The 20,510-nt window shown below is 68.2% G+C and carries 21 protein-coding genes; 9 read left to right on the forward strand and 12 right to left on the reverse strand.

The genetic code is table 11. From position 1 onward, the window contains the following. Positions 1 to 140 precede the first annotated feature (140 nt). Entirely contained in the window at positions 141 to 1,964 is a 1,824-nt protein-coding gene (locus FHS74_RS22460) for an ATP-binding protein (RefSeq protein ID WP_184805520.1), read from the forward strand. Here FHS74_RS22460 and FHS74_RS22465 read toward each other — a convergent pair. Further along, positions 1,921 to 2,406 carry a YajQ family cyclic di-GMP-binding protein gene (locus FHS74_RS22465; RefSeq protein WP_184805523.1) on the reverse strand — a complete coding sequence of 162 codons (486 nt, stop codon included), beginning with the start codon at positions 2,404 to 2,406 and terminating at the stop codon, positions 1,921 to 1,923. The two genes, FHS74_RS22460 and FHS74_RS22465, sit on opposite strands and share 44 nt — an antisense overlap. 350 nt (positions 2,407 to 2,756) lie before the next feature. On the opposite strand from FHS74_RS22465, the gene FHS74_RS22470 reads away from it, so the two are divergent. From FHS74_RS22470 to FHS74_RS22480, 3 genes are all read left to right on the forward strand, one after another. Then, the gene (locus tag FHS74_RS22470) at positions 2,757 to 3,578 is read left to right on the forward strand and encodes an N-acetylmuramoyl-L-alanine amidase family protein (RefSeq protein ID WP_184805526.1); all 822 of its coding nucleotides are present in this window, start codon (positions 2,757 to 2,759) and stop codon (positions 3,576 to 3,578) included. An 88-nt stretch (positions 3,579 to 3,666) separates the two neighbouring features. After that, positions 3,667 to 4,272 carry a BON domain-containing protein gene (locus FHS74_RS22475; protein ID WP_184805528.1) on the forward strand — a complete coding sequence of 202 codons (606 nt, stop codon included), beginning with the start codon at positions 3,667 to 3,669 and terminating at the stop codon, positions 4,270 to 4,272. Then, positions 4,259 to 5,689, forward strand: coding sequence for a hypothetical protein (locus tag FHS74_RS22480; protein WP_246463299.1), 1,431 nt, complete (start codon positions 4,259 to 4,261; stop codon positions 5,687 to 5,689). The genes FHS74_RS22475 and FHS74_RS22480 overlap by 14 nt, the downstream gene beginning before the upstream one ends. A 67-nt stretch (positions 5,690 to 5,756) precedes the next feature. Here FHS74_RS22480 and panE read toward each other — a convergent pair whose 3' ends face one another. Together panE and FHS74_RS22490 are read right to left on the reverse strand one after the other, a co-directional pair. Beyond that, on the reverse strand, positions 5,757 to 6,680 hold the full coding sequence (gene panE / locus FHS74_RS22485; protein WP_246463300.1) for a 2-dehydropantoate 2-reductase: 924 nt from the start codon (positions 6,678 to 6,680) through the stop codon (positions 5,757 to 5,759). A 46-nt stretch (positions 6,681 to 6,726) separates the two neighbouring features. After that, entirely contained in the window at positions 6,727 to 7,599 is an 873-nt protein-coding gene (locus FHS74_RS22490) for a LytTR family DNA-binding domain-containing protein (protein WP_184805531.1), read from the reverse strand. 171 nt (positions 7,600 to 7,770) lie between these two features. Between FHS74_RS22490 and FHS74_RS22495 the strand changes: the two genes are divergently transcribed. After that, positions 7,771 to 8,277: a DUF6622 family protein gene (locus FHS74_RS22495; protein ID WP_184805534.1), complete on the forward strand. Its 507-nt coding sequence runs from the start codon at positions 7,771 to 7,773 to the stop codon at positions 8,275 to 8,277. Positions 8,278 to 8,337: 60 nt separating this feature from the next. On the opposite strand, the gene FHS74_RS22500 is transcribed toward FHS74_RS22495, so the two are convergent. Further along, positions 8,338 to 9,471, reverse strand: coding sequence for a GTP-binding protein (locus FHS74_RS22500; protein ID WP_184805537.1), 1,134 nt, complete (start codon positions 9,469 to 9,471; stop codon positions 8,338 to 8,340). Positions 9,472 to 9,519: 48 nt separating this feature from the next. Continuing rightward, the gene (locus tag FHS74_RS22505) at positions 9,520 to 9,954 is read right to left on the reverse strand and encodes a Fur family transcriptional regulator (protein WP_343067010.1); all 435 of its coding nucleotides are present in this window, start codon (positions 9,952 to 9,954) and stop codon (positions 9,520 to 9,522) included. Between the two features lie 379 nt (positions 9,955 to 10,333). Here FHS74_RS22505 and FHS74_RS22510 point away from each other — a divergent pair, with 379 nt between their 5' ends. Beyond that, on the forward strand, positions 10,334 to 11,155 hold the full coding sequence (locus FHS74_RS22510; RefSeq protein ID WP_184805542.1) for a DUF6134 family protein: 822 nt from the start codon (positions 10,334 to 10,336) through the stop codon (positions 11,153 to 11,155). A 66-nt stretch (positions 11,156 to 11,221) separates the two neighbouring features. Continuing rightward, a complete protein-coding gene (gene panC / locus FHS74_RS22515; RefSeq protein WP_211106486.1) occupies positions 11,222 to 12,130 on the forward strand; it encodes a pantoate--beta-alanine ligase in 909 nt (302 codons plus the stop codon). Between the two features lie 6 nt (positions 12,131 to 12,136). On the opposite strand, the gene FHS74_RS22520 is transcribed toward panC, so the two are convergent. The 5 genes from FHS74_RS22520 to pdxH all read right to left on the reverse strand — a co-directional run bounded on the left by FHS74_RS22520 (position 12,137) and on the right by pdxH (position 16,496). After that, positions 12,137 to 12,466 (reverse strand): hypothetical protein, encoded by a 330-nt coding sequence (locus FHS74_RS22520; protein WP_184805544.1) that lies wholly within the window; start codon positions 12,464 to 12,466, stop codon positions 12,137 to 12,139. Between the two features lie 17 nt (positions 12,467 to 12,483). Continuing rightward, positions 12,484 to 13,719 carry an ArsB/NhaD family transporter gene (locus FHS74_RS22525; RefSeq protein ID WP_184805547.1) on the reverse strand — a complete coding sequence of 412 codons (1,236 nt, stop codon included), beginning with the start codon at positions 13,717 to 13,719 and terminating at the stop codon, positions 12,484 to 12,486. A 134-nt stretch (positions 13,720 to 13,853) separates the two neighbouring features. Further along, complete coding sequence (locus FHS74_RS22530) at positions 13,854 to 14,717, reverse strand: MBL fold metallo-hydrolase (protein ID WP_184805550.1); 864 nt, start codon at positions 14,715 to 14,717, stop codon at positions 13,854 to 13,856. A 196-nt stretch (positions 14,718 to 14,913) separates the two neighbouring features. Beyond that, positions 14,914 to 15,903: a cation diffusion facilitator family transporter gene (locus FHS74_RS22535; RefSeq protein WP_246463301.1), complete on the reverse strand. Its 990-nt coding sequence runs from the start codon at positions 15,901 to 15,903 to the stop codon at positions 14,914 to 14,916. After that, positions 15,900 to 16,496: a pyridoxamine 5'-phosphate oxidase gene (pdxH, locus tag FHS74_RS22540; protein WP_184805553.1), complete on the reverse strand. Its 597-nt coding sequence runs from the start codon at positions 16,494 to 16,496 to the stop codon at positions 15,900 to 15,902. Before pdxH ends, FHS74_RS22535 begins: the two co-directional genes overlap by 4 nt. Before the next feature lie 277 nt (positions 16,497 to 16,773). Here pdxH and FHS74_RS22545 point away from each other — a divergent pair, with 277 nt between their 5' ends. Then, the gene (locus tag FHS74_RS22545; protein WP_184805556.1) at positions 16,774 to 17,244 is read left to right on the forward strand and encodes an RT0821/Lpp0805 family surface protein; all 471 of its coding nucleotides are present in this window, start codon (positions 16,774 to 16,776) and stop codon (positions 17,242 to 17,244) included. A gap of 169 nt (positions 17,245 to 17,413) precedes the next feature. Continuing rightward, the gene (locus FHS74_RS22550) at positions 17,414 to 18,304 is read left to right on the forward strand and encodes a DnaJ C-terminal domain-containing protein (RefSeq protein ID WP_184805571.1); all 891 of its coding nucleotides are present in this window, start codon (positions 17,414 to 17,416) and stop codon (positions 18,302 to 18,304) included. A gap of 76 nt (positions 18,305 to 18,380) precedes the next feature. Here the strand turns inward: FHS74_RS22550 and FHS74_RS22555 are convergent, their stop codons facing one another. Beyond that, the gene (locus tag FHS74_RS22555) at positions 18,381 to 19,061 is read right to left on the reverse strand and encodes a dienelactone hydrolase family protein (protein ID WP_184805574.1); all 681 of its coding nucleotides are present in this window, start codon (positions 19,059 to 19,061) and stop codon (positions 18,381 to 18,383) included. 35 nt (positions 19,062 to 19,096) lie between these two features. After that, a complete protein-coding gene (locus FHS74_RS22560; RefSeq protein WP_184805577.1) occupies positions 19,097 to 20,461 on the reverse strand; it encodes a YihY family inner membrane protein in 1,365 nt (454 codons plus the stop codon). Between the last annotated feature and the right edge of the window lie 49 nt (positions 20,462 to 20,510).

Genomic DNA, 20,510 nt, shown 5'->3' on the forward strand with positions numbered 1-20,510 from the left:
CCTTAAGGTCGCTGACCTTCCCCTTTAGAGCCTCTGTCGAACGACATCCCCCTGGGGGCCTACGCCCAAGGGCGCACTTCGCTTTTGGTCTAAAACAGGATTAACTCAGGCCCTGCCAAGTAAAACGTCTGGTTGGGGCTATGTTAAATCGCATTCTGGGCCGGGACCAAGGACCGCAACGGGAAGAATTAGCCCGTCTGCGCGCGGAAATCGCCGCCCTGAAGGCTGAAAACGCCTTGCTGAACCAGCTTTCGGCACCGGCCCCGCTGCTGGCCTCCGTGCAGGACGCGGAATTGCGCTACGTCTGGGCCAAGGGGCCGGTCGCCGCCTTCGGCCCCGGCGTCCTGGGCCTGACCGACCTGGACATCCGCAACGGCCGCGGCAAAAGCGCGGAGGGCTTCACCACCCTGCACGCGATCAAAGGCCGCATCCTGGAAACCGGGCGGGGCGAACGGCATATGTTCCGCCTGGAAATCCCAGGGGAAATCGAAAGCCGGCTCTATGATCTGGTGCTGGAGCCGTGCCGCGACGACGACGGGGCCATCGTCGGTGTCATCGGTCTGGGCCTGGACATCACAGCGGAGGCCGCGCGCCGCGGCGCCGTGGCCCTGGCCGAAGCTCAGGCGGTGAAGGCCGAGGCGGAACGCGCCAACCGCGCCAAGTCCCGTTTCCTGGCCGCCGCCAGCCACGATCTGCGCCAGCCTTTCCAGGCCATGCGCCTGTTCCTGCATCTGCTGGAAACCCGCCTGACCGACGACGCCCAGCGCGACCTGGCCGCCAAACTGACGGAGTCGCTGGACGCCACCGAGGACCTGCTGAACGCGCTGGTGCAGATATCGGCCCTGGAGGCGGCGACCGTCACGCCAACGCCCACCCGCTTCCCCCTGTCGACCGTGCTGGAACGGCTGGCGGGGGAATTCCGTCCCCTGGCCGCCGCCAACGGCGTGGATCTGCGCTGCGTCCCCACGACCGCCCAGGTCAACAGCGACCCCGTGCTGATCGACCGGGTGGTGCGCAACCTGATCGTCAACGCGGTGCGCCATACCGACAAGGGCGGCATCCTCATCGGCTGCCGCCGCCGCGGCGACACGGTGCAGCTGCAGGTGTGGGACACCGGCTGCGGCATCCCCGCCGATCAATTGCCCTTCATCTTCGATGAGTTCTACCGGGGCGACGCCGCCACCGGCGCGTCGGTGGCGCAGCACAAGGGCGGCCAGACCAAGCGGGAGGCCTCGCACGGCCTGGGCCTGGGCTTGGCCATCGTCAAGAAGACGGCCACCCTGTTGGGGCTCACGGTCAGCGTCGTCTCCACCCCCAACCGGGGCTCCGGCTTCACCCTCACCTTGCCCCTGGCCGAACCGGCGCGGATTGCCGCCCCCCGCTCCCTTCAGGGCCCGGTCCTGGTGACGGCGGGGACCCGGCCGGCGGCATCACCCCGGGCGGCGACGGAAGAGCCCGCCGAGGACGGGCCCGACAGCGTGCTGGTCGCCTTACTGGAGGACGACCCGCTGCAACTGGCGGCGCTGGAGGCGATGGTCGAGGATTGGGGCTGCGTGCCCCTGGCCGCCCATACGCCCGAGGTGCTGTTCGAGGGTCTAGAGAAGTCCGGCGCGGCCCCGCGCCTGGTCATTTCCGACAACCGCTTGCCGGGCAACCGGCGCGGCATGGACATCATCGCCGAGATACGCGCGCGCTATGGCGCCGATGTCGGCGGCATGCTGGTGACGGGCGACACCGATCCGCAATTGATGGAGCAGGCCACCGCCGTCGGCGTGGTCGTGGTGCACAAGCCCATCGCCCCGCCCCGTCTGCAGCGCCTGGTCCTGGATGCCCTTCGGAACGGCACGGGGCAGCCGGACACGCCCCGCCAGGGCGGCGAGGGCGGGGGTGGCCGCGGCCCCATCCCGCCCCCGGCCGGGATCAGTCCCGGAAGTTCTCGTATTGCAGCGGCTGCTCGATCTTAAGACCCTTCACCATGCGGATGGCATCCTGAAGATCATCGATCTTCTTGCCGGTGACCCGCAGTTCATCCCCCTGGATGGCGGCCTGGACCTTCATCTTGCTGTCCTTGATGGCCTTCACGATGGTCTTGGCCAGTTCCTTGTCGATGCCCTGCCTTACCGTGACCGTCTGGCGGCGGGTGTCGCCGGCGGCCCGCTCGTCCGTGCCCCAGTCCAGGCAGCCCACATCCAGCTTGCGCCGGGTCAGGTGCACCTTCAGCATTTCCTGCATCTGGGCCAGCTTGGGGGCGTCGTCGGCCTGGATGGTGATGACGTTGTCCTTATGCTCGATGGTGCACTTGGCGCCCTTGAAGTCGAAGCGCTGGCCCAGTTCCCGCACCACCCCGGCCACGGCGTTATCCACCTCGGCTTTGTCGGTCTTGGAAACGATGTCGAAGGACGGCATGGCAGTGAGGCTCCCTGGATAAGCGATGGTCGGACGGCGCCGCGGCAAGGCGCCCTACGCGCCGGTTCTAGCATGCCCCCGGGGCGGGGCACACCCCCGGCCGGGCTGGCAGGCGCCATGCGCGGGAAGGGCTGCGCGGCAAGCGTCATCGGCCCGCAACACCTGCCCTGTTTCTGATGCGGGCACCCAAGATTTTGTTGCGATACGGGGTGTAGCGGGTCAAACATATCGGATGCGGAAAGGTCTTTTCCTTCCTGGCGCCGTCGCCCGTTCCGGACCGGTCGCGCCGCGGAACGGGGCCGCGTGTCACGGACATCATTTCAGCGGTTATTTCGGGCGGATTTAGTCTCATGGATCGCAGGGCCATACTCCGGCTTGCCGTCGGCATACCCTTCCTGGGCGTCGGCGGCCTCGTCCGCCCGGGGCAGGCCGAGCATCTGGTGAAGCCGGTCGCGGCCGGTGGCGCCGTACGCCCCCCCGCCCTGCGCAGCCCCCGCCTGGTGATGATAGACCCCGGCCATGGTGGCAAGGACCCGGGCGCCATCGGCGCCGGCGGCACCTATGAGAAGGATGTGACGCTGGACCTGGCGAAGGAACTGGCGCTGCAACTGCGCAAGACCCAGGGCTTGAGCGCCGGCCTGACGCGGGAGGACGACCACTTCCTGGAATTGGGCGAGCGTGTCGACGTGGCGCGCGAGGCCAAGGCCGACCTGTTCCTCTCCCTCCACGCCGACAGCGCCCCCAACGCCAACGCCCGTGGCCTCTCCGCCTACACCCTGTCGGAAAAGGCCTCCGACGCCTTCTCCCAGGCACTGGCCGACAAGGAGAATTACGCCGACCGCCTGGGCCTGGATCTGAAGCACACCAAGCCGGTCGTCGCCGACATCCTGATGGACCTGGCCACCCGCCACACGCAGGCGGCCTCGCTGGCGGCGCGCCAGGGCATCGTGCGGGGGGCCGGGCGTGACCTGCGCCTGCTGGAGAACCCGATGCGCTCCGCCAATTTCGTGGTGCTGAAGGCGCCGGACATCCCGTCCGTCCTGGTTGAAACGGGCTTCCTGTCCAACCGCCAGGATGAGGCCGTGCTGCGCGACCCGGCCCAGCGCCGCCGCATCGCGGGCATCCTGGCGCGGGAACTGGCGACCCTGCTTGCCTCCCCCACTTTCGCCTGATTTGGCGCCCATACTTCGCCCACATCCTCTGGCGCCGCGATTTCTCCAAACACGAATTTCTGAAAAACAGGGACCAAGGCTGAAGCCCATGACCTCCGCGACCAATCCCGCGATCCGCCGGTACCGCCCCTTCACGCGCGCCACCCTGCTGCTGTTGGCGGGCATGGGCGCGCTTCTGGCCGGCTGCCAGTCCCCGGGGCGCGAATCGCCGGAGCTGGCACGCCAGCGGGCGGAAGCGGCGGCCGAGGCGCCGGCCGTGCCCGATGGCCAGATTGACGAGCAGATTCATCGGCTTTGGAAAGAAAAAAGCCCCGACCTGAACAGCCGCGTCTACGTCACCGTGAACCGGGGCGAGGTGCTGCTGACCGGCAACGCCCGCGACCCTGATATGCGGGTGGACGCGGTGCGCCTGGCTTGGCAGGCCGATGGTGTGCGCAAAGTTATGAATGAAATCAAGATCGCGGACGAAAGCAGCCTGTCCGACAGCGCCACGGACGCCTGGATCAGCACCAAGCTGTGGGCGGCCCTGCTGCTGGACGGCAGCGTCCGTTCGAACAACTACAGCATCGAAACCGTCAACCAGGTGGTCTACATCATGGGCGTCGCCCGTAGCGGGGTGGAACTGGAAGCCGTGCTGCAGCACGCCCGTGAACTGCCCCGCGTCCGCCAGGTTGTGAATTATGTCCGTCATTGAGCGTGTTGCCGCCGTGCGTTCCTTCGCTGTTTTGGGCTCTGGTCTGGCTGGATCTTTCCTGGCCGCGTCTGTCCTGGCGCTGACCCTGGTCCTGGCGCCGGTCGCACCGGCGGGGGCGCAGCCCATCCCCGGCTTGGCGGGCACCCAGACGCTGCCGGACGCGCAGGCCATGGCCAACCGCCAGTTCGTCCAGGCGATGGAGGCGATCAAGAAAGCCGACCAGAGCTATGACCTGCAAGAGCAGACCAAACTGCTGCTGCAGGCGGACAAGCTGTTGTCCAACATCCTGGTGCAAAGTCCGGAAAGCCCGCTGGCGGTGCAGCTGTCCACCAACCAGTTCGTGGGTGATTTCGACTACAACGACTTCAAGTCGCGCATCCGCAGCCTGGCCTGCAACGACGCCCAGTCGACGGGCTGCTTCCTCTATCGTATCGAGGGGCTGATCCAGCCGGTGGACTATCCCATCACGGCCCCGCGTTGGGATTGGCTGTCCCTGGCCGTCGCCCACTATCACCTGGGCGACAAGGACCGCACCAAGCAGATCATCGCCCCCTTCATCGCCGCCTTCCGCCGTGCCCCGCCGGTGACGGAAACGGGACGCGACCTGTTCCTGGGCCGCGCCCTGTCGCTGACGGGCGAGGTGGACATGGCGCTGGACATCACCCGGCACATCAACGACTGCTCCACCCGCATCTACAATCTGACCGACATCAGCCAGGCCCTGGTGTGGAAGGGCGACAAAGGCCAGGCCGGCAAGCTGGTGGAAGAGGCGGCGGAGTACGCCCAGGCCAACAACTGCGCCTGGGAGCTGGGCCTGGTGGCCGAAGGTTTCTACCGCGCCGGCAACGAGGCCCGCGCCCACACCATGTTCCTGAACACGGTGGAGGAGCAGTTCTCCCGCTTCAAGGACCGCAAGGGCAATTGCTGCGCGCCCGAGCTGGCGGTGGCCGCCGGCGACCTGGGCGACCCGAACCTGGCCCTGGGCCTGCTGCGCACCGTGCAGCAGGAAAGCCCCTGGACCATTCCCGCCGTGCTGGGCCGGCTGGGTGCCCGGGGGGAGATGCAGCTGGCCACGACCTATGCGGAGCAGGTGCAGGACACCGACATCAAGGCGGAAACCTTCGTCCAACTGCTGGCCGACGCCCTGAAGTCCGGCGACCGCAAGCAGGCGGAGGCGCTGTCCGGCCGCATCGACCGCCTGCTGGCCGCCGGCACCGACGCCAAGCCCCTGGTGCTGGCCCAGCGCGCCCGCGCCGACCGTATGCTGTTCAAGGACCAGCGCTGGCGCAACACCTACCTGGCGGGACTGTCGGCGGCGGAGCGCAGCAACAGCGGCGACACCCAGCGCAAGGACATCGCCGTGCCCATGCTGGCGGCCCTGGTGGAGATCGAGACCGGCACGCCGATGCTGCAGTAGTTGAAAAAGGCCCCGGATGTCTTCCGGGGCTTTTTCTTGTCCCTCAGGTGCCGAAGGGGCGGCTGGCCTATGAGGCCCCCCGCCGCGCCTCATAGGCCCGCAGATGGGTGGCGGCCAGGGTCAGCAGCGGCAGGTCCAGGCCGAATTCACGGCCCCGGCGCAACAGGTCGCCGACGATATGTTCGCCCTCCGTCGGGCCCGCCTTCTCGATGTCGCGCATCATGGAGGCGGACAGGGCCGAGTCTTCCTTGTTCAGATGATAGCGGGATTCGGCGTCACGCTCGGCGCTGGGCGGGTGGCCGGCGGCCGTGGCGACGCGCGTGCATTCGTCCAGCAGGCCGTTGATGAAGGCGAGCCCGTCCGGCGCCTTCAGGATGGCGCCGATGGGGGCCCGCATCAGGGTGGTCGCCCCCGCCAGGGTGGCCAGGAAATAAAACTTCTCCCACATGTCGTGGACGATGTCCGCGCTGTTGACGACGGTGAGGGGGGTCTTCGCATAGCCCTGGGCCAGCGTGTCGGCCACCGGCGCCTGGACCGGGTGGCGGGCACCGAAGGTCAGGCGGTTGAAGGCGTTCAGATGGCGGATGGTGCCGTCCGGATCCATGGTGATGGTCAGATGGCAGAGGCCGCCCATCACCCGCTCCACCCCAAAGGCGGCGTCCAGCCGCTCCAGGTGGTTCAGGCCGTTCAGCACCGGCAGGATGCGGGTGTCCGGGCCAACCGCCGGACGTATGGTCTCGATGGCCGCGTCCAGGTCGTAGGCCTTGCACGACAGCAAGATCAGGTCGAAGGGCTTGCTGACGCGGGTCACGGCCTGCGCCGGCAGGGTGATGTTGCCCACGGGGCTGATTACCGAGAGGCCGTTTTCCATCAGCTGGGCATGGCGCTTGGGCCGCACCAGGAAGGTGACGTTCTCGCCCGCCATCATCAGGTGACCACCGTAGAAGCCACCGGTGGCGCCGGCGCCCAGCACCAGGACACGCATGGTCATCGCTCGTTTCCTCTTCCCGTCTCGGTCGCGGGCCAACACGGCCCGTTCAATCCTTGTCCGCGTCCAGCCAGCCGGCCGCTTTGATTCGTGGCAGGGCGGTGCGGCTGACGGGCACCAGCGTGCCGTCCGTCAACCGCAGCTGCGCCGCCTGGCCACGCACCGTCGCCTCGGCCACGGCCTCGCGCGCCACCCAGAAGGAACGGTGCACCTGCATGCCGTCCTCCCCTCCCAAGTCGGCGATGGCATCGCGCAGGCGCATCAGCACCAGATCCGACCCCTGGTCGGTGTGGATCCGCAGATAGTGATCCTCCGCCTCCAGCGCCAGAAGCCGGGCGCCGGAAAGACGCGGCACGGCGCGGGTCACAAAGGCCGCCGCCAGGTCGGGCGCGGGCGCCACCTGGGGGTGGGGAACGGCGGGCGGCGCGACGACGGCTTGCGGCGGAACCGGGTCCTTGCGTCCCAGGATCACGGCGAAGACCAGGCTGGTCACCATCACTTGCGGCCAAGTGTGCCAGAAGTGCAGGGCCCCCGGGGGCGCCTGGCTGAACCAACCGAACAGCAGCGCGATCCATAGCGTGGCGGGGAAGGAGGCGATCAGGGCCGATAGCCCGCGCCGCTGCCAGGCGGGCCAGGCGGCGGCGATGGGCCAGCGGCGCAGCCCGGCATGGGCCAGCCGCGTCATGGCCGCCACCCCCACCGCGGCCGCGCACCAGAAGGCCAGGCGCGAGGCAGCGTCCAGGGAAAAGAAGGTGCCGTAGGGGCCGAACATGGCCAACACCACGGACAGCGCCACGACGCCCCCCCAATTACGCACCCAGTCGGGCACGTCGACGGTGACGATACCGGCAAGACTGCCCGGCGGTCGCCGGTTGGCGTCCCCCCTGTCGGCCCCCTGCTCCACCCCGCGTTCCGTCGCCAAGTCCGGCCTCATCCGTTCGCGCTTCGTGAACGGCCTTTACCAGCCACTCACGAAATCCGTCAAGCGGGCCGCGAAGGCGGCGTTGCGGCCCCCCCGCCTCACCAGCGAAGGCTAGGCCCGTCAATCACTTGGCGCACACCGCCAGACCACACTTCCGGAGCCAGCCCCATAATGGAAATCATCGCCCCCATCGTCAGCCACACCCCCACCTGGATCTTCGTGCTGTTCGCCTTCCTGATCGTCATGGGCGCGCGGCGCCTGCGGACCAATGTGCAGCAGACGGGCCGCGTCTGGCTGATCCCCGGCGTCTTCATCATCTGGGGTCTCTACGGCCTGGTCACCCGTCCCGGCCCCCTGGGCCCGGTGCTGGCGGAATGGGCGGCCGGCGCGGTGGTGGGCCTGGGCCTGGCCAGCCTGCTGACCATCACGGTGGAGGTGGATCGGGAGCGCGGCCTGGTGCGCCAGCCCGGCAGCTGGGTCCCGCTGGTCCGCAACCTGTTCCTGATCAGCGCCCACTATATCTTGAACGTCCTGGCGGCTGTGCGCCCCGACCTGCACGACATCGCCATCGCCCTGGACATTGGCGTATCGGGCCTCAGCGTCGGCTACTTCGCCGGCTGGTCCTGGGGCTTCATCCAGAGCTACCGCCGCGCGCCGGACGTGGCATTGGCGGCCTGAACACGCGCCCCAACGGCGGCGGGAGCCAGGCTCCCGCCGCCGTCATTTTCGATCGGCCCGTCAGGCGACACTCTTGCCGGTGCAGCTGGCGTACAGCGTCTCCACCATCTGGCGGCTGACGTTACGGGTGATGAAGACGATGCGGCTGCGGTGGTCATCGGTGGGCCAGGCGTCCAGCTGCACCGGCGGGTGGAACAGGTGCTGGACACCATGGATGACGACCGGCTGGTCGCTTTCCACCACGTTCAGCACCCCCTTGACCCGCAGCACGTCCGGGCCGCGCAGGCGGGCCAGCGTCTCCAGGAAACCCACCAGCTCATCCCACACCAACGGCTCGGTAAAGGTCAGGCAGAAGGCGCCGATGGCCTCGTCATGGCGGTTGGGGTCATGGTCGTGATCATGGTCGTCATGCGCGCAATGGCCATGGTCATGGTCGCAATCGGCATGGTCATGATCGTCATGGTCGTGCCCATGCCCATCATGGTGATCGTGATCGTCGTGGCCATGGTCGTCATAGGCCTCCGCCCGCAGCCAGCGCTGCACATCCAGGCTCTTGGTCTCGGGATTGTAGAGGCCGGCATCGAACAGCAGCACGGGCAGCGCGTCTTCCGTCTGGGCGTCCACCACCAGGGCCGCGGGGTTCAATTCCTTCAGGCGGTGCCTCAGGTAATCCACCGCCGCCGGCGTGGCGATGTCGGTCTTGGTCAGCACCAGCCGGTCGGCCACGGCCGCCTGCTTCAGGCTTTCCTCCTGCGCGTCCAGCTGGCCCATGCCGTGAACGGCGTCAACGGTGGTGACCACCCCATCCAGGCGGAAGCGGGCGGCCACCAGCGGGTCGGTCATCAGCGTGTGCAGGATGGGTGCCGGGTCCGCCAGGCCCGTGGTTTCGATCACCACCCGGTCGAATTCCGGCACCTCGTCGCGCAGGCGACGCAGGTAGAGATCGCGCAGGGTGTCGGCCAAATCGCTGCGGATGGTGCAGCAGATGCAGCCCGAATCCATCAGCACCGTGTTCTCGTCCGCCTTGGCCACCAGCAGATGGTCCAGCCCAACCTCACCGAACTCATTGATGATGACGGCGGTGCGGGCCATGCGCGGGTCGCGGATGATGCGGGACAGCAGCGTGGTCTTGCCGCTGCCCAGGAAACCGGTCAGGACGGAGATGGGCAGGCGGGAGGATGAGGCGGCGGTCACGGGCTACGATCCTTGATGTCTGGGAAAAGGGGGGAAGCGGGGCGGCGCTCAGGCCGCCGCCTGGCAGGCCGGGCAGAGGCCAAGGACCTCGACCGTCTGGCGCACGGCACGGAATCCGCGGGCGGCGGCACCATTGGTGATGGCGGCGGTCACGGCGGGGTCGTTCAGCTCCGTGGCGTCGCCACAGCGTTCGCACACCAGGAACTGGCCCGAATGGACCTGCCCCGGTTCGGGGCAGCCGACATAGGCGTTCAGCGATTCGATGCGGTGGACCAGGCCCTGTTCCACCAGGAAATCCAGGGCGCGATAGACGGTCAACGGCGCCACGCGCTTACCATCCACCGCCATTTCCTCAAGGATGGCGTAGGCGCCGCGTGGCCGGTGGCTGGACCACACCAGTTCCAGCACCCGTTCGCGGAGTGTGGTCAGGCGGGCCCCCCGCGCCTCGCACAGGCTGTGCGCCCGGGTCAAGGCATCACCCACGCAGGCCTTGTGGTCGTGCCCCCCATGGGCGCCGCCGCCGCCAGGGGCAGCGGCGCCGGGGGCGTCCGCGTGGACATGCGGGCTAGGGCTTTGGATGGCCACCGACATTGTTTCCAGCCTTTCTCGAACTGCCATTCGGGCGAATTATAGCACGGAAGGAACGGGTGTCCCGCTCAGCGCCGTGATCTAATCTATGTTACCCTCTCGTATCCATGCCGGGGAACACACCCCATCGGCATGGTCGGGGCCGGGGGGCACCACCGCATCGAAGGGACGCGCGATGCCACACGACTTCCATACCCCTGTCCCGCGACAGGGTCGCCCGCGGCGGCCTCTCCCATGGCGGGGCGCCGGTTGGCAGGACCGGATTGCCTCGCGCATGGGCCCCGCCCTGCGGATGGGCCGGGCGCTGATCGTGGGCACGGCCCTGATATGGGGATCGACGGCGGTGGGTGCCAGTCCGGCACCGACCACGCCGCCCGACCTGGGCCCCGGTGCCGCGCCAGACACGGCCACCATGCCCTACACGCCCGATACAACGGTGGAACAATCGCTGGACTTCACCGCCCATTACGGTCGGGACACGCCGCTGGGCCATCACCGCGTGACGGTGGCCAAGGCCGCCAACGGCGACACCGTGGTTGATGTTGACATCAGCTTCGAAGCCAAGCTGTTGATGATCACCGCCTACCGCTATCACCACACCAGCCATGAGGTCTGGCATGATGGCCGGCTGAAATCGCTGGAAAGCAGCACCCACGACAATGGGGACACCGACTGGGTGAAAGGACACGCGGTCGCCGACGGTTTCGCGGTGGAAAGCTCCCGCGGGACGGTAATGGCGCCGGCCGACATCCTCCCCACCAGCTACTGGAACCCGTCGACGCCGCAGGCCACACGCTTGCTGGACACCATCCGGGGCGTGGTCATGGACGTGAAGGTGGACCGCAAGGGGACGGAGACCATCCAGGCGGGCAACGGCACCGTCACCGCCACCCACTATTCCCTGGGCTTCGTCACCAACCCGCCACCGGCGACCAGCCGGGTGGACTTCTGGTACGACGATTCCGGCCACTGGCTGAAGCTGGCCTTCCATGCCCGGGGCCACGACGTCGCCTATGCGCTGCAGGGCACACCGCCGGGCAGCGCCTTGGTGGCGGCCCCGGCCGGCACCACCACCATGCCGGCGCCGGAGAGATAGGGGACGACAGGGGCCAGCGGGATTAGGCCTTGCCCGACATCGGCCGCCGCCGCTAAATGCGGGGCCATGAGTACGGAGACCGCCGCCATGGCCCCGCCCCCCGCCCCACCCCTGGCCCCACCACTGGCCATCGTCCGCAGCCCGGCCGAGTTGCGCGCCCGCGTCGGCGCCTGGCGCAAGGAGGGCTTGGGCGTGGGCCTGGTGCCGACCATGGGCGCGCTGCATGAGGGGCACCTCACCTTGGTGACCCGGGCGCGGGAGCTGGCCGACAGGGTGGTGGCCAGCGTCTTCGTGAACCCCACGCAGTTCGGCCCCAATGAGGACTTCAGCCGCTATCCCCGTGACGAGGCGGGCGATGCCCGGCTGCTGGCCGGCGCCGGCTGCGACCTACTATACGCCCCAGGGGTGGAGGCGATCTACCCGCCGGGCTTCACCACGACGGTGGATGTGGGTCCGGTGGCGGTGCCGCTGGAGGGTCATTTCCGCCCCGGGCATTTCCAGGGGGTGGCCACGGTGGTGACCAAGCTGCTGCTGCAGGCCCTGCCCGACGTCGCCTGCTTCGGCCAGAAGGATTACCAGCAGCTGGCGGTCATCCGCCGTCTGGTGGCCGACCTGGACATCCCGGTGCGTATCGAGGGCGTGGCCACGGTGCGCGAGGTCGATGGCCTGGCCCTGTCGTCGCGCAACCGCTATCTGTCGGCGGAGGAGCGGCGACAGGCCGTCACCATCAGCCGCGTGCTGCGCCACCTGCGCGACACCTTGGGCGACGGCAGCCAACCGGTGGCGCCGGCCATCACCGCCGCCGCCGAGACGCTGACCGCCGCCGGCTTCACCCGCATCGACTACGTCGCCGTGGTCGACGCCGAGACCCTGGCGCCGCTGGAGCGTGTGGACCGCCCCGCCCGCGCCCTGGTCGCCGCCTTCCTGGGCCGCACCCGCCTGATCGACAACCTAGCGCTGGGGCCGGACGCCTGATCGCCCTTACGGAAGCAGCCGGCTGGTGGAGGTCGTAACCCAGCCCTGGGCCCGCATGCAGTCCAGCACGGCCTCATGCGCCGCCCCACCGGCATGCCAGTCGGAAATGGGATAGTCCCGCCCGGCATCCAGGTCGGCCAGACGGTCGGGGTCGTTGGCGGCCACGCACGCGCGCAAGGTTTCCGGAAAGTGCCGCTGCTTCTCGCGCACCAGGGCTTGCTGGGCCGCCAGCGACGGCTGGTCCCGGGTCAACAGCGCCATGTCCACGTTCCAGCGCCGCCCGCCGGCGCAGGCGCCAAGCGCGAGGCAAGTCGCCAACACCACAATCCGCCGCATTCGCTGTTTCATCCTTTTCAAACCACCGCGACATAACCCAGGGCCACCAGCCATACGGCGGCCAGCAGCAGGGATATCAGCGTCACCGGCACACCGCAGCGGGCATGGTCGCGGAAGCCCAGGGCGATGCCGGAGATCGCCGCCCGCTCCACCGTGATGATGTTGGCCAGGCTGCCCGGCAGCAGCAGGTTGCCGGCCAGGGTGGAAAACAGGGCGAGCGCGTAGAGCGCCCCCTCCGGCGGATGGGCCCACACCTTCATCAACAGCACCACGGCCGGCACATTGCCGATGGTGTTGCTGGCCAGGACGGAGAACCCCGCCACGAAGGGCAGCCGGTCCAGCGGCAGGCCCATGGCCGTCAGCTGATCCACCAGGCGCGTGGGCAAGCCGGTGTCGGCCAGGGCGCCCGTCAGGATGAACAGGCCGGCGAACAGGGCCAGCAGGTGCCAATCGACCAGCCCCAGCATGTCGCGGCTGGCGAAACGGCGGCTGATCAGCATGCAGCCGGCGATACCCAGCACCGCCACGTCGCGGGGAAAGGGCGTGGTGAACACCACCAGCAGCACGCCCACGCCGATCAGGCCCTTGGCCAACTGCCAGGCGCCGGGCGCGCCCGGTGGCGGGGTGGGCGCCCCCTGGGGCTGGCCGTCCGTCAGCCGCCCGCGCCACACCCGTGCCACCACCAGATAGACGACGACCAGGGACAGCAAGGCCGGCACGCCGCAGGCCAGCAGGAAGCGCCAGAACCCCAGATGGCCCAGCTGGCCGATCAGGATGTTCTGCGGGTTGCCGATGACGGTGGCGGCGGAACCGGCATTGGCGGCACAGGCCAGCGCAATGAGATAAGGCCGGGCGTCCAGCCCCCGCGCCCGCAAACCCGCGCACAGCAAGGGCGTCATGGCGAAGACGACGACGTCATTGGCCAGCAAGGCCGACAGACCGCCGGCCACGCCAACCACCGCGGCCAGCAGGGCCTCCGGCTTCCAGGGCACATTGGCCAGGCGCCAGGCGCACCAGTCGTAGAAGCCCGACAGCGCGAACTGCGCCGACAGAATCATCAGGCCCAGCAGGATGAACAGGGTGGGAAAGTCGATGGCCTTGATGGCCGCGCCTTCGGATACCGCGCCCGCCACCAGCAGGACGATGGCGCCCAGCATGGCGATGCCGGTGCGATCCACCTTCAGGCGCGGCAGATAGCCGATGGCCATGCCCAGATAGACGACGACGAAGGTGATCAGGATCAGCGGGGTCATGGCGCCCAGCGCTACAGCGCCCCCACCCCCGCCGGCAAGCGGCAAATGGGTCTAGGAAACCAGGCTGAGGGGGATTAGGCCGGAACCGCCGGCGCCTGGCGACGACCCTGGGGGCCCCACGAGGGGGCGGAAACCTAAGCCGCCGCTTCCGCGTCCGTCTTGGGCCGGGCCTCGACCAGCATGTCCACCTGCATGCCTTCGCGCGCGGCGAAACACTCTTGCCACTCCAGCCGCGCCTCCGCCTCGATCGCCTGCATGCGCACATCGTCATGATCGGGGTCGTGGTGGAACAGGCACAGGCGCCCCACATCGGCGGCGCGGGCCAGGCGCACGCCTTCCCGCCAGGTGGAATGGCCCCAGCCCCGGCGGCCGGCGAATTCATCATCAGTGTAGGAGCAGTCGTAGGCCACCAGATCCGCCCCCTGGATCAGGCCCAGGACGTTGGCGTCCATGCGATCGGGATCATGCTCGGTATCGGTGACGTAGCAGAAGCTGCGCCCGTCATAGTCGATGCGGTAACCGGTCCCGCCCCCGGGGTGGTTCAGCGGGGCGGTGCGCACGGTGATGCCGTCGCCCAAATCCAGCACGGCGCCGGGGCGGAAATCCTCGAACACCAGCGCTGCGCGCAGCTTCTGCAACGGCACGGGGAACAGGCAGGAATCCATGGGCTTTTCCATGACGGACTGGATGCAGTGCGCGCCTTGGCAGTGGCCCGCCATCACCCGCATGGAAAAGTCGGGGCAGTAGCACGGCTCGAAAAACGGGAAGCCGTTGATATGGTCGATGTGGGTGTGGGTCAGCAGCAAGGTGACATCATTGATGCCCCGCGCCCGCAGGCTCTTGCCCAGCGACCGCAAACCGGTGCCCGCGTCCAGTACGAGCGTGCGGGCGCCCGCCGTCACCTCGATGCAGCTGGTGTTGCCACCATACTCAAGATGACTGGCCATCGGACAGGGGACAGTCCCGCGGACGCCCCAGAAGGTAACGGTGAAACCCATAAACCACAGCCCCGAATTCCATCGCGGACAGGCTACGCTCCCCCTGGCGTACAGGTCTGTGACGGGTCGCACAGGAGGGGCGGCGCCTGCGCACAAGTGCACAGGGAATGTCAAGTGATGTTCGCCCCGCGAACGCGCAACCACACTTTAAGGGGTACCCATCCCCGCGAGGGCGGGGTCTTGAAATGGGCGGATTTCAGCCCCGACGCGGCCGCAGACGATGGTCCAGCCGCTCATCGTCCAGCCCCGCCGGCTCCTGGTGGATGGTGACATCGGCGTTGGGGAAGGCGGCGCGCACGGATGATTCGATCTCATCGGTGATGGCGTGCGCCTCCAACAGGCTGAGATGGCTGTCCAATTCCAGATGGAATTCGATGTGCTGGCCAAGCCCGGTTGAGCGGGTGCGCAGGTCATGCAAGCCCCGGGACGCGGGATGGGCATTCACCAGGTCGACCACCCGGGTCCGCTCCCCATCCGGCAATTCGCGGTCCATCAACACGTCCAGCGCCGTGCGCGAGATGCCCACCGCCCCCCACACCAGGAAGGCGGCGATGCCCAGGCCGAACAAGGGGTCCCAGAAAGCCTGGCCCGTCCAGTGACCCAGCAGCAGCGACACCATGACCGCGGCGTTCAACAGCATGTCGCCGCTGTAGTGCAGGCTGTCGGCACCGATGGCCAGGGAGGCCGTGCGGCGGACGACCCAGCGCTGGAACAGGACCAGCACCAGGGTGAGCGCGATGGCCACCGCCATGACCCACAGGCCCACGCTGATGTCGCCCACGGGCCGCGGCTCGAACAGGCGGCCCAGCGATTCGTAGCCCAGGAACAGGGCCGAACCGACGATGAACGCGGACTGGATCAGGGCCGCCAGCGGCTCCGCCTTGCCATGGCCGAAGCGGAAGGCGAAGTCCGGCGGCTTCAGGGCCCGGGCCACGCTGATCAGGGTGACGACGGAGGCCAGGGCGTCGACGCTGCTGTCGATCAGGGACGACAGGATGCTGACGGAGTTGGTGGAGAGGTAGGCGCCGAACTTGCCGGCGATCAGCAGGGCGGCAACGGTCACGCTGGCGTAGGTCGCGGCCCGGCGCAAACGGCCGTCCGGATCCCGGGCGGAGTCGCCGTCAGGCGTTTGCGCCTGCGACGCGCCGGGTTCCGGCTCGCGTTCCAGCTTGACCGACATCATCATGGATAAAGGCGTTCCGTCGTCCAGCCCGTGTCATCAGCGGCGCGACTATACGCCAGGCGGTCGTGCAAACGGAACTCCCGATCCTGCCAGAACTCCATCCGCAACGGCGTGACGCGGTAGCCCGACCAATGCGGCGGGCGGGGGATGTCGCCGTCGCCGAAGCGCGCCGTCTCTTCCGCCACCCGGCGCTCCAGGGTGGCGCGGCTGTCCAGCGGCTGTGACTGCGCCGACGCCCAGGCGCCGATCTGGCTGCCCCGGGGGCGCACGGCGTAATACTCGTCCGCCTCCCGCGCCGTCACGGGCGCCACATGGCCGTCCACTCGCACCTGGCGGCGCAGGGTCTTCCAATGGAAGCACAGGCCGGCCACCGGGTTGGCCGCCAATTCGCGGCCCTTGCGGCTGAGGGTGTTGGTGTAGAAGACGAAGCCGCCCTCATCCACCCCCTTCAGCAGCACGATGCGGGCCGCCGGGATGCCATCGGCGCCGATGGTCGCCAGCGACATGGCGTTGGGGTCGTTGGGTTCGGTGCGGGAAGCCTCCTCCAGCCAGGTCTGGAACAGCGCGAAAGGGTCGGGTGCGACAACAAAATCCATGGTGGTAATCCGTGTCATAGATATGCCGGAATTGCCGCCCACCATACGCCACACTACATCGTTGTCCACGAAGGACGCCGCATGGACGACCCGCACGAATCCGTATGAATTTGAGGCCGATCAATTGCCCCAGATCATTGGCAGCGTGCGCCGCACCGTATGCCGTTAGCACGGGCACCGGGCGGATGGGTTGGCAAGAATGCGAGACCGGGTTACGGAAGACACCAAGGCGGCCGGTGACGGCCGGCCTCAAGGAGAGGAAGAAGGACTACCAACCATGAAGAAAGTCATCGTCGCGTTGATGGCGTCGAGCGTTCTGTTGAGCGCCTGCGACACCACGGGGGGCAAGAACCAGACAGTGGGCATGCTGGGCGGTGCCGCCGCCGGCGGCCTGATCGGCTCGCAGTTCGGCCACGGCGGCGGCAAGCTGGCGATGACCGGCCTGGGCGTGCTGCTGGGTGGCCTGGCCGGCAGTTCCATCGGCAAGCGCATGGACGAGGCCGACCGCGCCGCCATGGAGCGCAACACCCAGATGGCCTACACCGCCCCGGTCGGCCAGCCCATCGTCTGGAACAACCCCAACAACGACCACCAGGTGGTTGTGACCCCGGTGCGCGACGGCACGCGCAGCGACGGCTCCTATTGCCGCGAATTCCAGCAGACCATCGTCGTCGGTGGCGAAAAGCAGCAGGGCTATGGCACCGCCTGCCGCCAGCCGGACGGCAGCTGGAAGATCGTCAGCGACTGACAGCGTTTCGGGTCCCTCCGATACCGTTCTTGAACCCCCGGCCGCCCGCTCGCGGCCGGGGGTTTGTCGTTGGGGCGGCGCGCGCCCGGAATAGCCGGGTCCCGCACGCTTGAAGCTATGCGGCGGTTGCGCATATTGTGGGGGCAGACAGGCAATAGATAGTGCGACCATGCGCGATCCCTACCAAATCCTTGGCGTCGGCCGCAGCGCCAGTGCTGAGGACATCAAGCAGGCGTATCGCCGCCTAGCCAAGCAGTTCCACCCGGACCTGAACCCGGGGCGGGCCGATATCGAGCTGAAGTTCAAGGAAGCCAACGGCGCCTACAGCCTGTTGTCGGACCCGGACAAGCGCGCCCGCTATGACCGGGGCGAAATCGACGCCAGCGGGGCGGAGCGGCCCGACCGCTCCTTCCGCCGGGCCTATGCCGGCGCCGGCCGGCCGGGCGACTTCGATTTCGAGGACGATCCCTTCGCCGACATCTTCGGCGCCGCCCGCAAACGCACCAGCGGCGTGAAGGCGCGCGGCAGTGACGTCGCCTACTCCGTCACCGTGCCCTTCACCGAAGCCTGCCTGGGTTCCAAGCGGCGCCTGGCCCTGTCCACGGGCAAAAGCATCGACATCAACATCCCCCCCGGCACCCAGGACCAGCAGAAGCTGCGCCTGAAGGGCCAGGGCTTGGCGGGATTGGGCGGGGCGGGGGCCGGCGACGCCATCGTCGAAGTCCATGTCACCCCCCACCCCTACTTCGTGCGGCGGGAGGATGACATCCATCTGGATGTGCCCGTGACCCTGCATGAGGCGCTGCTGGGCGCCACCATCAAGGTGCCGACGCTGGATGGCGCGGTGCAGGTGAAGGTGCCCAAGACCGCGAACTCCGGCACCACCCTCCGCCTGAAGGGCAAGGGTGTCGCCAATCCCGAGCGCGGCACCCAGGGCGACCAATATGTGAAGCTGACCGTCGTCCTGCCCGATCGGCCGGATGCCGAATTGCAGGCCTTCATCGAGAAGTGGGCCAAGACCCACGACTACGATGTGCGGCGCAAGGCGGGCCTGGCGTGACCGGCTGATCGCATGGAAAAGGGGCGGGCGCCATGATGGCCCCGCCCCTTTTCGTTTCCCGATCCGGCTTGGTGGATCAGGCGGCCCCGTTGGCGCGGAACAGGTCCAGCGTGCGGCGGCGCGCCAACTGCGCGTCTGCCAAGTCTGAATCCGGCCGGCCGTCATTGTTGAAGCCGTGGCCCGAGCGCTCATAGATGTGGACGGGCACCTCGGGATGGGTCTTGCCGATCACCTCGGCCACCTGGTCCGCCGGGATGTGCGGGTCCTTGCGGCCGAAATGGCAGATGACCGGGCAATTCAGGGTCAGGCCGGCCAGGGCGGTGACACCGCCACCATAGTAGCTGGCCGCGGCGGCCAGGCCCTGCACCTGCGCGGCGGCGCGCCAGGCGACGGTACCGCCGTAGCAATAGCCCACCAGGAAGACCGGCCCCTTGTCCTTCAGCGCGTCGACACAGGCCTGGACGTCCGACACCGGGTTCTCCGCGCCGCTTTCCTGGGCGAACCTGCGCCCGACCTCGAAGCCCTGGGCGTCATGGCCGGCCAGGAAGCCCCGCATCTGGCGGTCGAACATGGACGGGGCGATGACCTCGAAGCCCTGTGCCGCCCAGCGGGCCACGTCGGCCTGCACATACTCATCCAGGCCGAAGATCTCCTGGATGACGATGACGGCGCCCAGGCGCTGACCTTGCGGGTCGGCATGCAGGGCGGTGAATTCGAATCCGTCGATGCCGGACCGCAGCGTGATGGTCTTGGCCATGTCCGCTCCTTCGCTCGGGTGGGGGTGTCGGGGATTTAGCGCGCCGGGGGCGTTCCGGCCAGTCGAATGCGGTCTTCCGCCGCAGCGTGGTCATGAGCGTGGTCATGCCCCGACTCAGGGGCCAACAGATCGGACAGCGGCGCGCCCATCAATTGCCCGGCCTGACGCCGCGCGGTGTCAAAAATGGCGTGCACCTCGCGCTGCCAGGGGGCCTGAAGATGGCCGACCGACAAGAGATCGCCCCACATGCCGAAATCCAGCGCCTGGTAGAGGTCGCTCAAGGACGCCTCGTGCAGGTCCCGGGTGGCGACCCAGGCGCCATCGGCGGTGCGGATGGTCCAGTTGGCCGCGCACAGCTGTTCCAGCATGCCGTCCACCGCCACCGCGCCCACCGGCACGCGGGCGATGACGTCCGCCCGCTTCAGGACGCGGCCTTCACGCGCCGCCAGCATCAGTTCGCGCAGGATGGCCAGGGCCACGATCAGGCGCTGGGCCGGGGACAGGCCGGTGGGGCCCAGTTCGGTGATGCGGCCCGAACGCCACTCCGGCAGGGCCGCCGTCACCTCCGCCCCGAAGAGGATAAGGCACCACACCAGGTACAGCCACAACAGCACCGTGGGCAGCACCGACAGGGCCCCGTATATGGTGGTGTAGGTATGGACCTGACTGATGTAGAGGGCGAAGCCCACCTTGGAGATCTCCATGGCGCTGCCCGCCACCAGGCCGCCGATCATGGCGTCCTGCCACCGCACGGGGCGGGTGGGGATCGCCAGATAGGTCAGGCCGAAGAACAGCGTTTCCAGAATGCCGGGCAGGACGCGGCGCACCAGTTCCACCACCACCGACCCTTCCGCCCCCAGGTAGGAGACGGCGACGGAGGAGAGCGACAGGCTGACGCCCAGCAGCAAGGGCGCCATGGTCAGCACCGCCCAGAATGAGAGGAGGCGCACCAACACCGAATGCCGTTCCCGGCTGCGCCAGATGGCGTTGTAGGCCCCTTCGATGGAAAAGAAGAGCAGGATGGAGGTGACCGCCAGGCCCAACACGCCGACACCGGTCATGGTGCCCGCGTTGCTGATGAATTCACGCAAGCGGTCGTTCAGATTTTCCCCCACCTGGGGCACCAGGTTCTCCAGCAGCAGCATCTCCGCCTCCGCCCGCAGGGTCTGGAAGGCGGGAAAGGCCTGGAAGATGGCGAAGCCCACCGTTAGCAGAGGCACCACCGCCAGCAAGCTGGTGTAGGTCAGCGAACCCACCGCCTGCAGGCAGTTGTCGCGGTAGAAACGGCGCACGGCATAGCGGGTGACGCCCGCGGCGGCCAGAATGAAATGACGCACGGCCTCGGGCAGCCGGTCGGTCAGGCGGCGCCACAGCATCGACGGCGTCTGCGTATCAATCATGAAGACCTGCCAAGGAAAGACCTTTCACGCGTGTATTCTAGATGTGCGC

The organism is Nitrospirillum iridis (assembly GCF_014205765.1).
GTDB lineage: Bacteria > Pseudomonadota > Alphaproteobacteria > Azospirillales > Azospirillaceae > Nitrospirillum > Nitrospirillum iridis.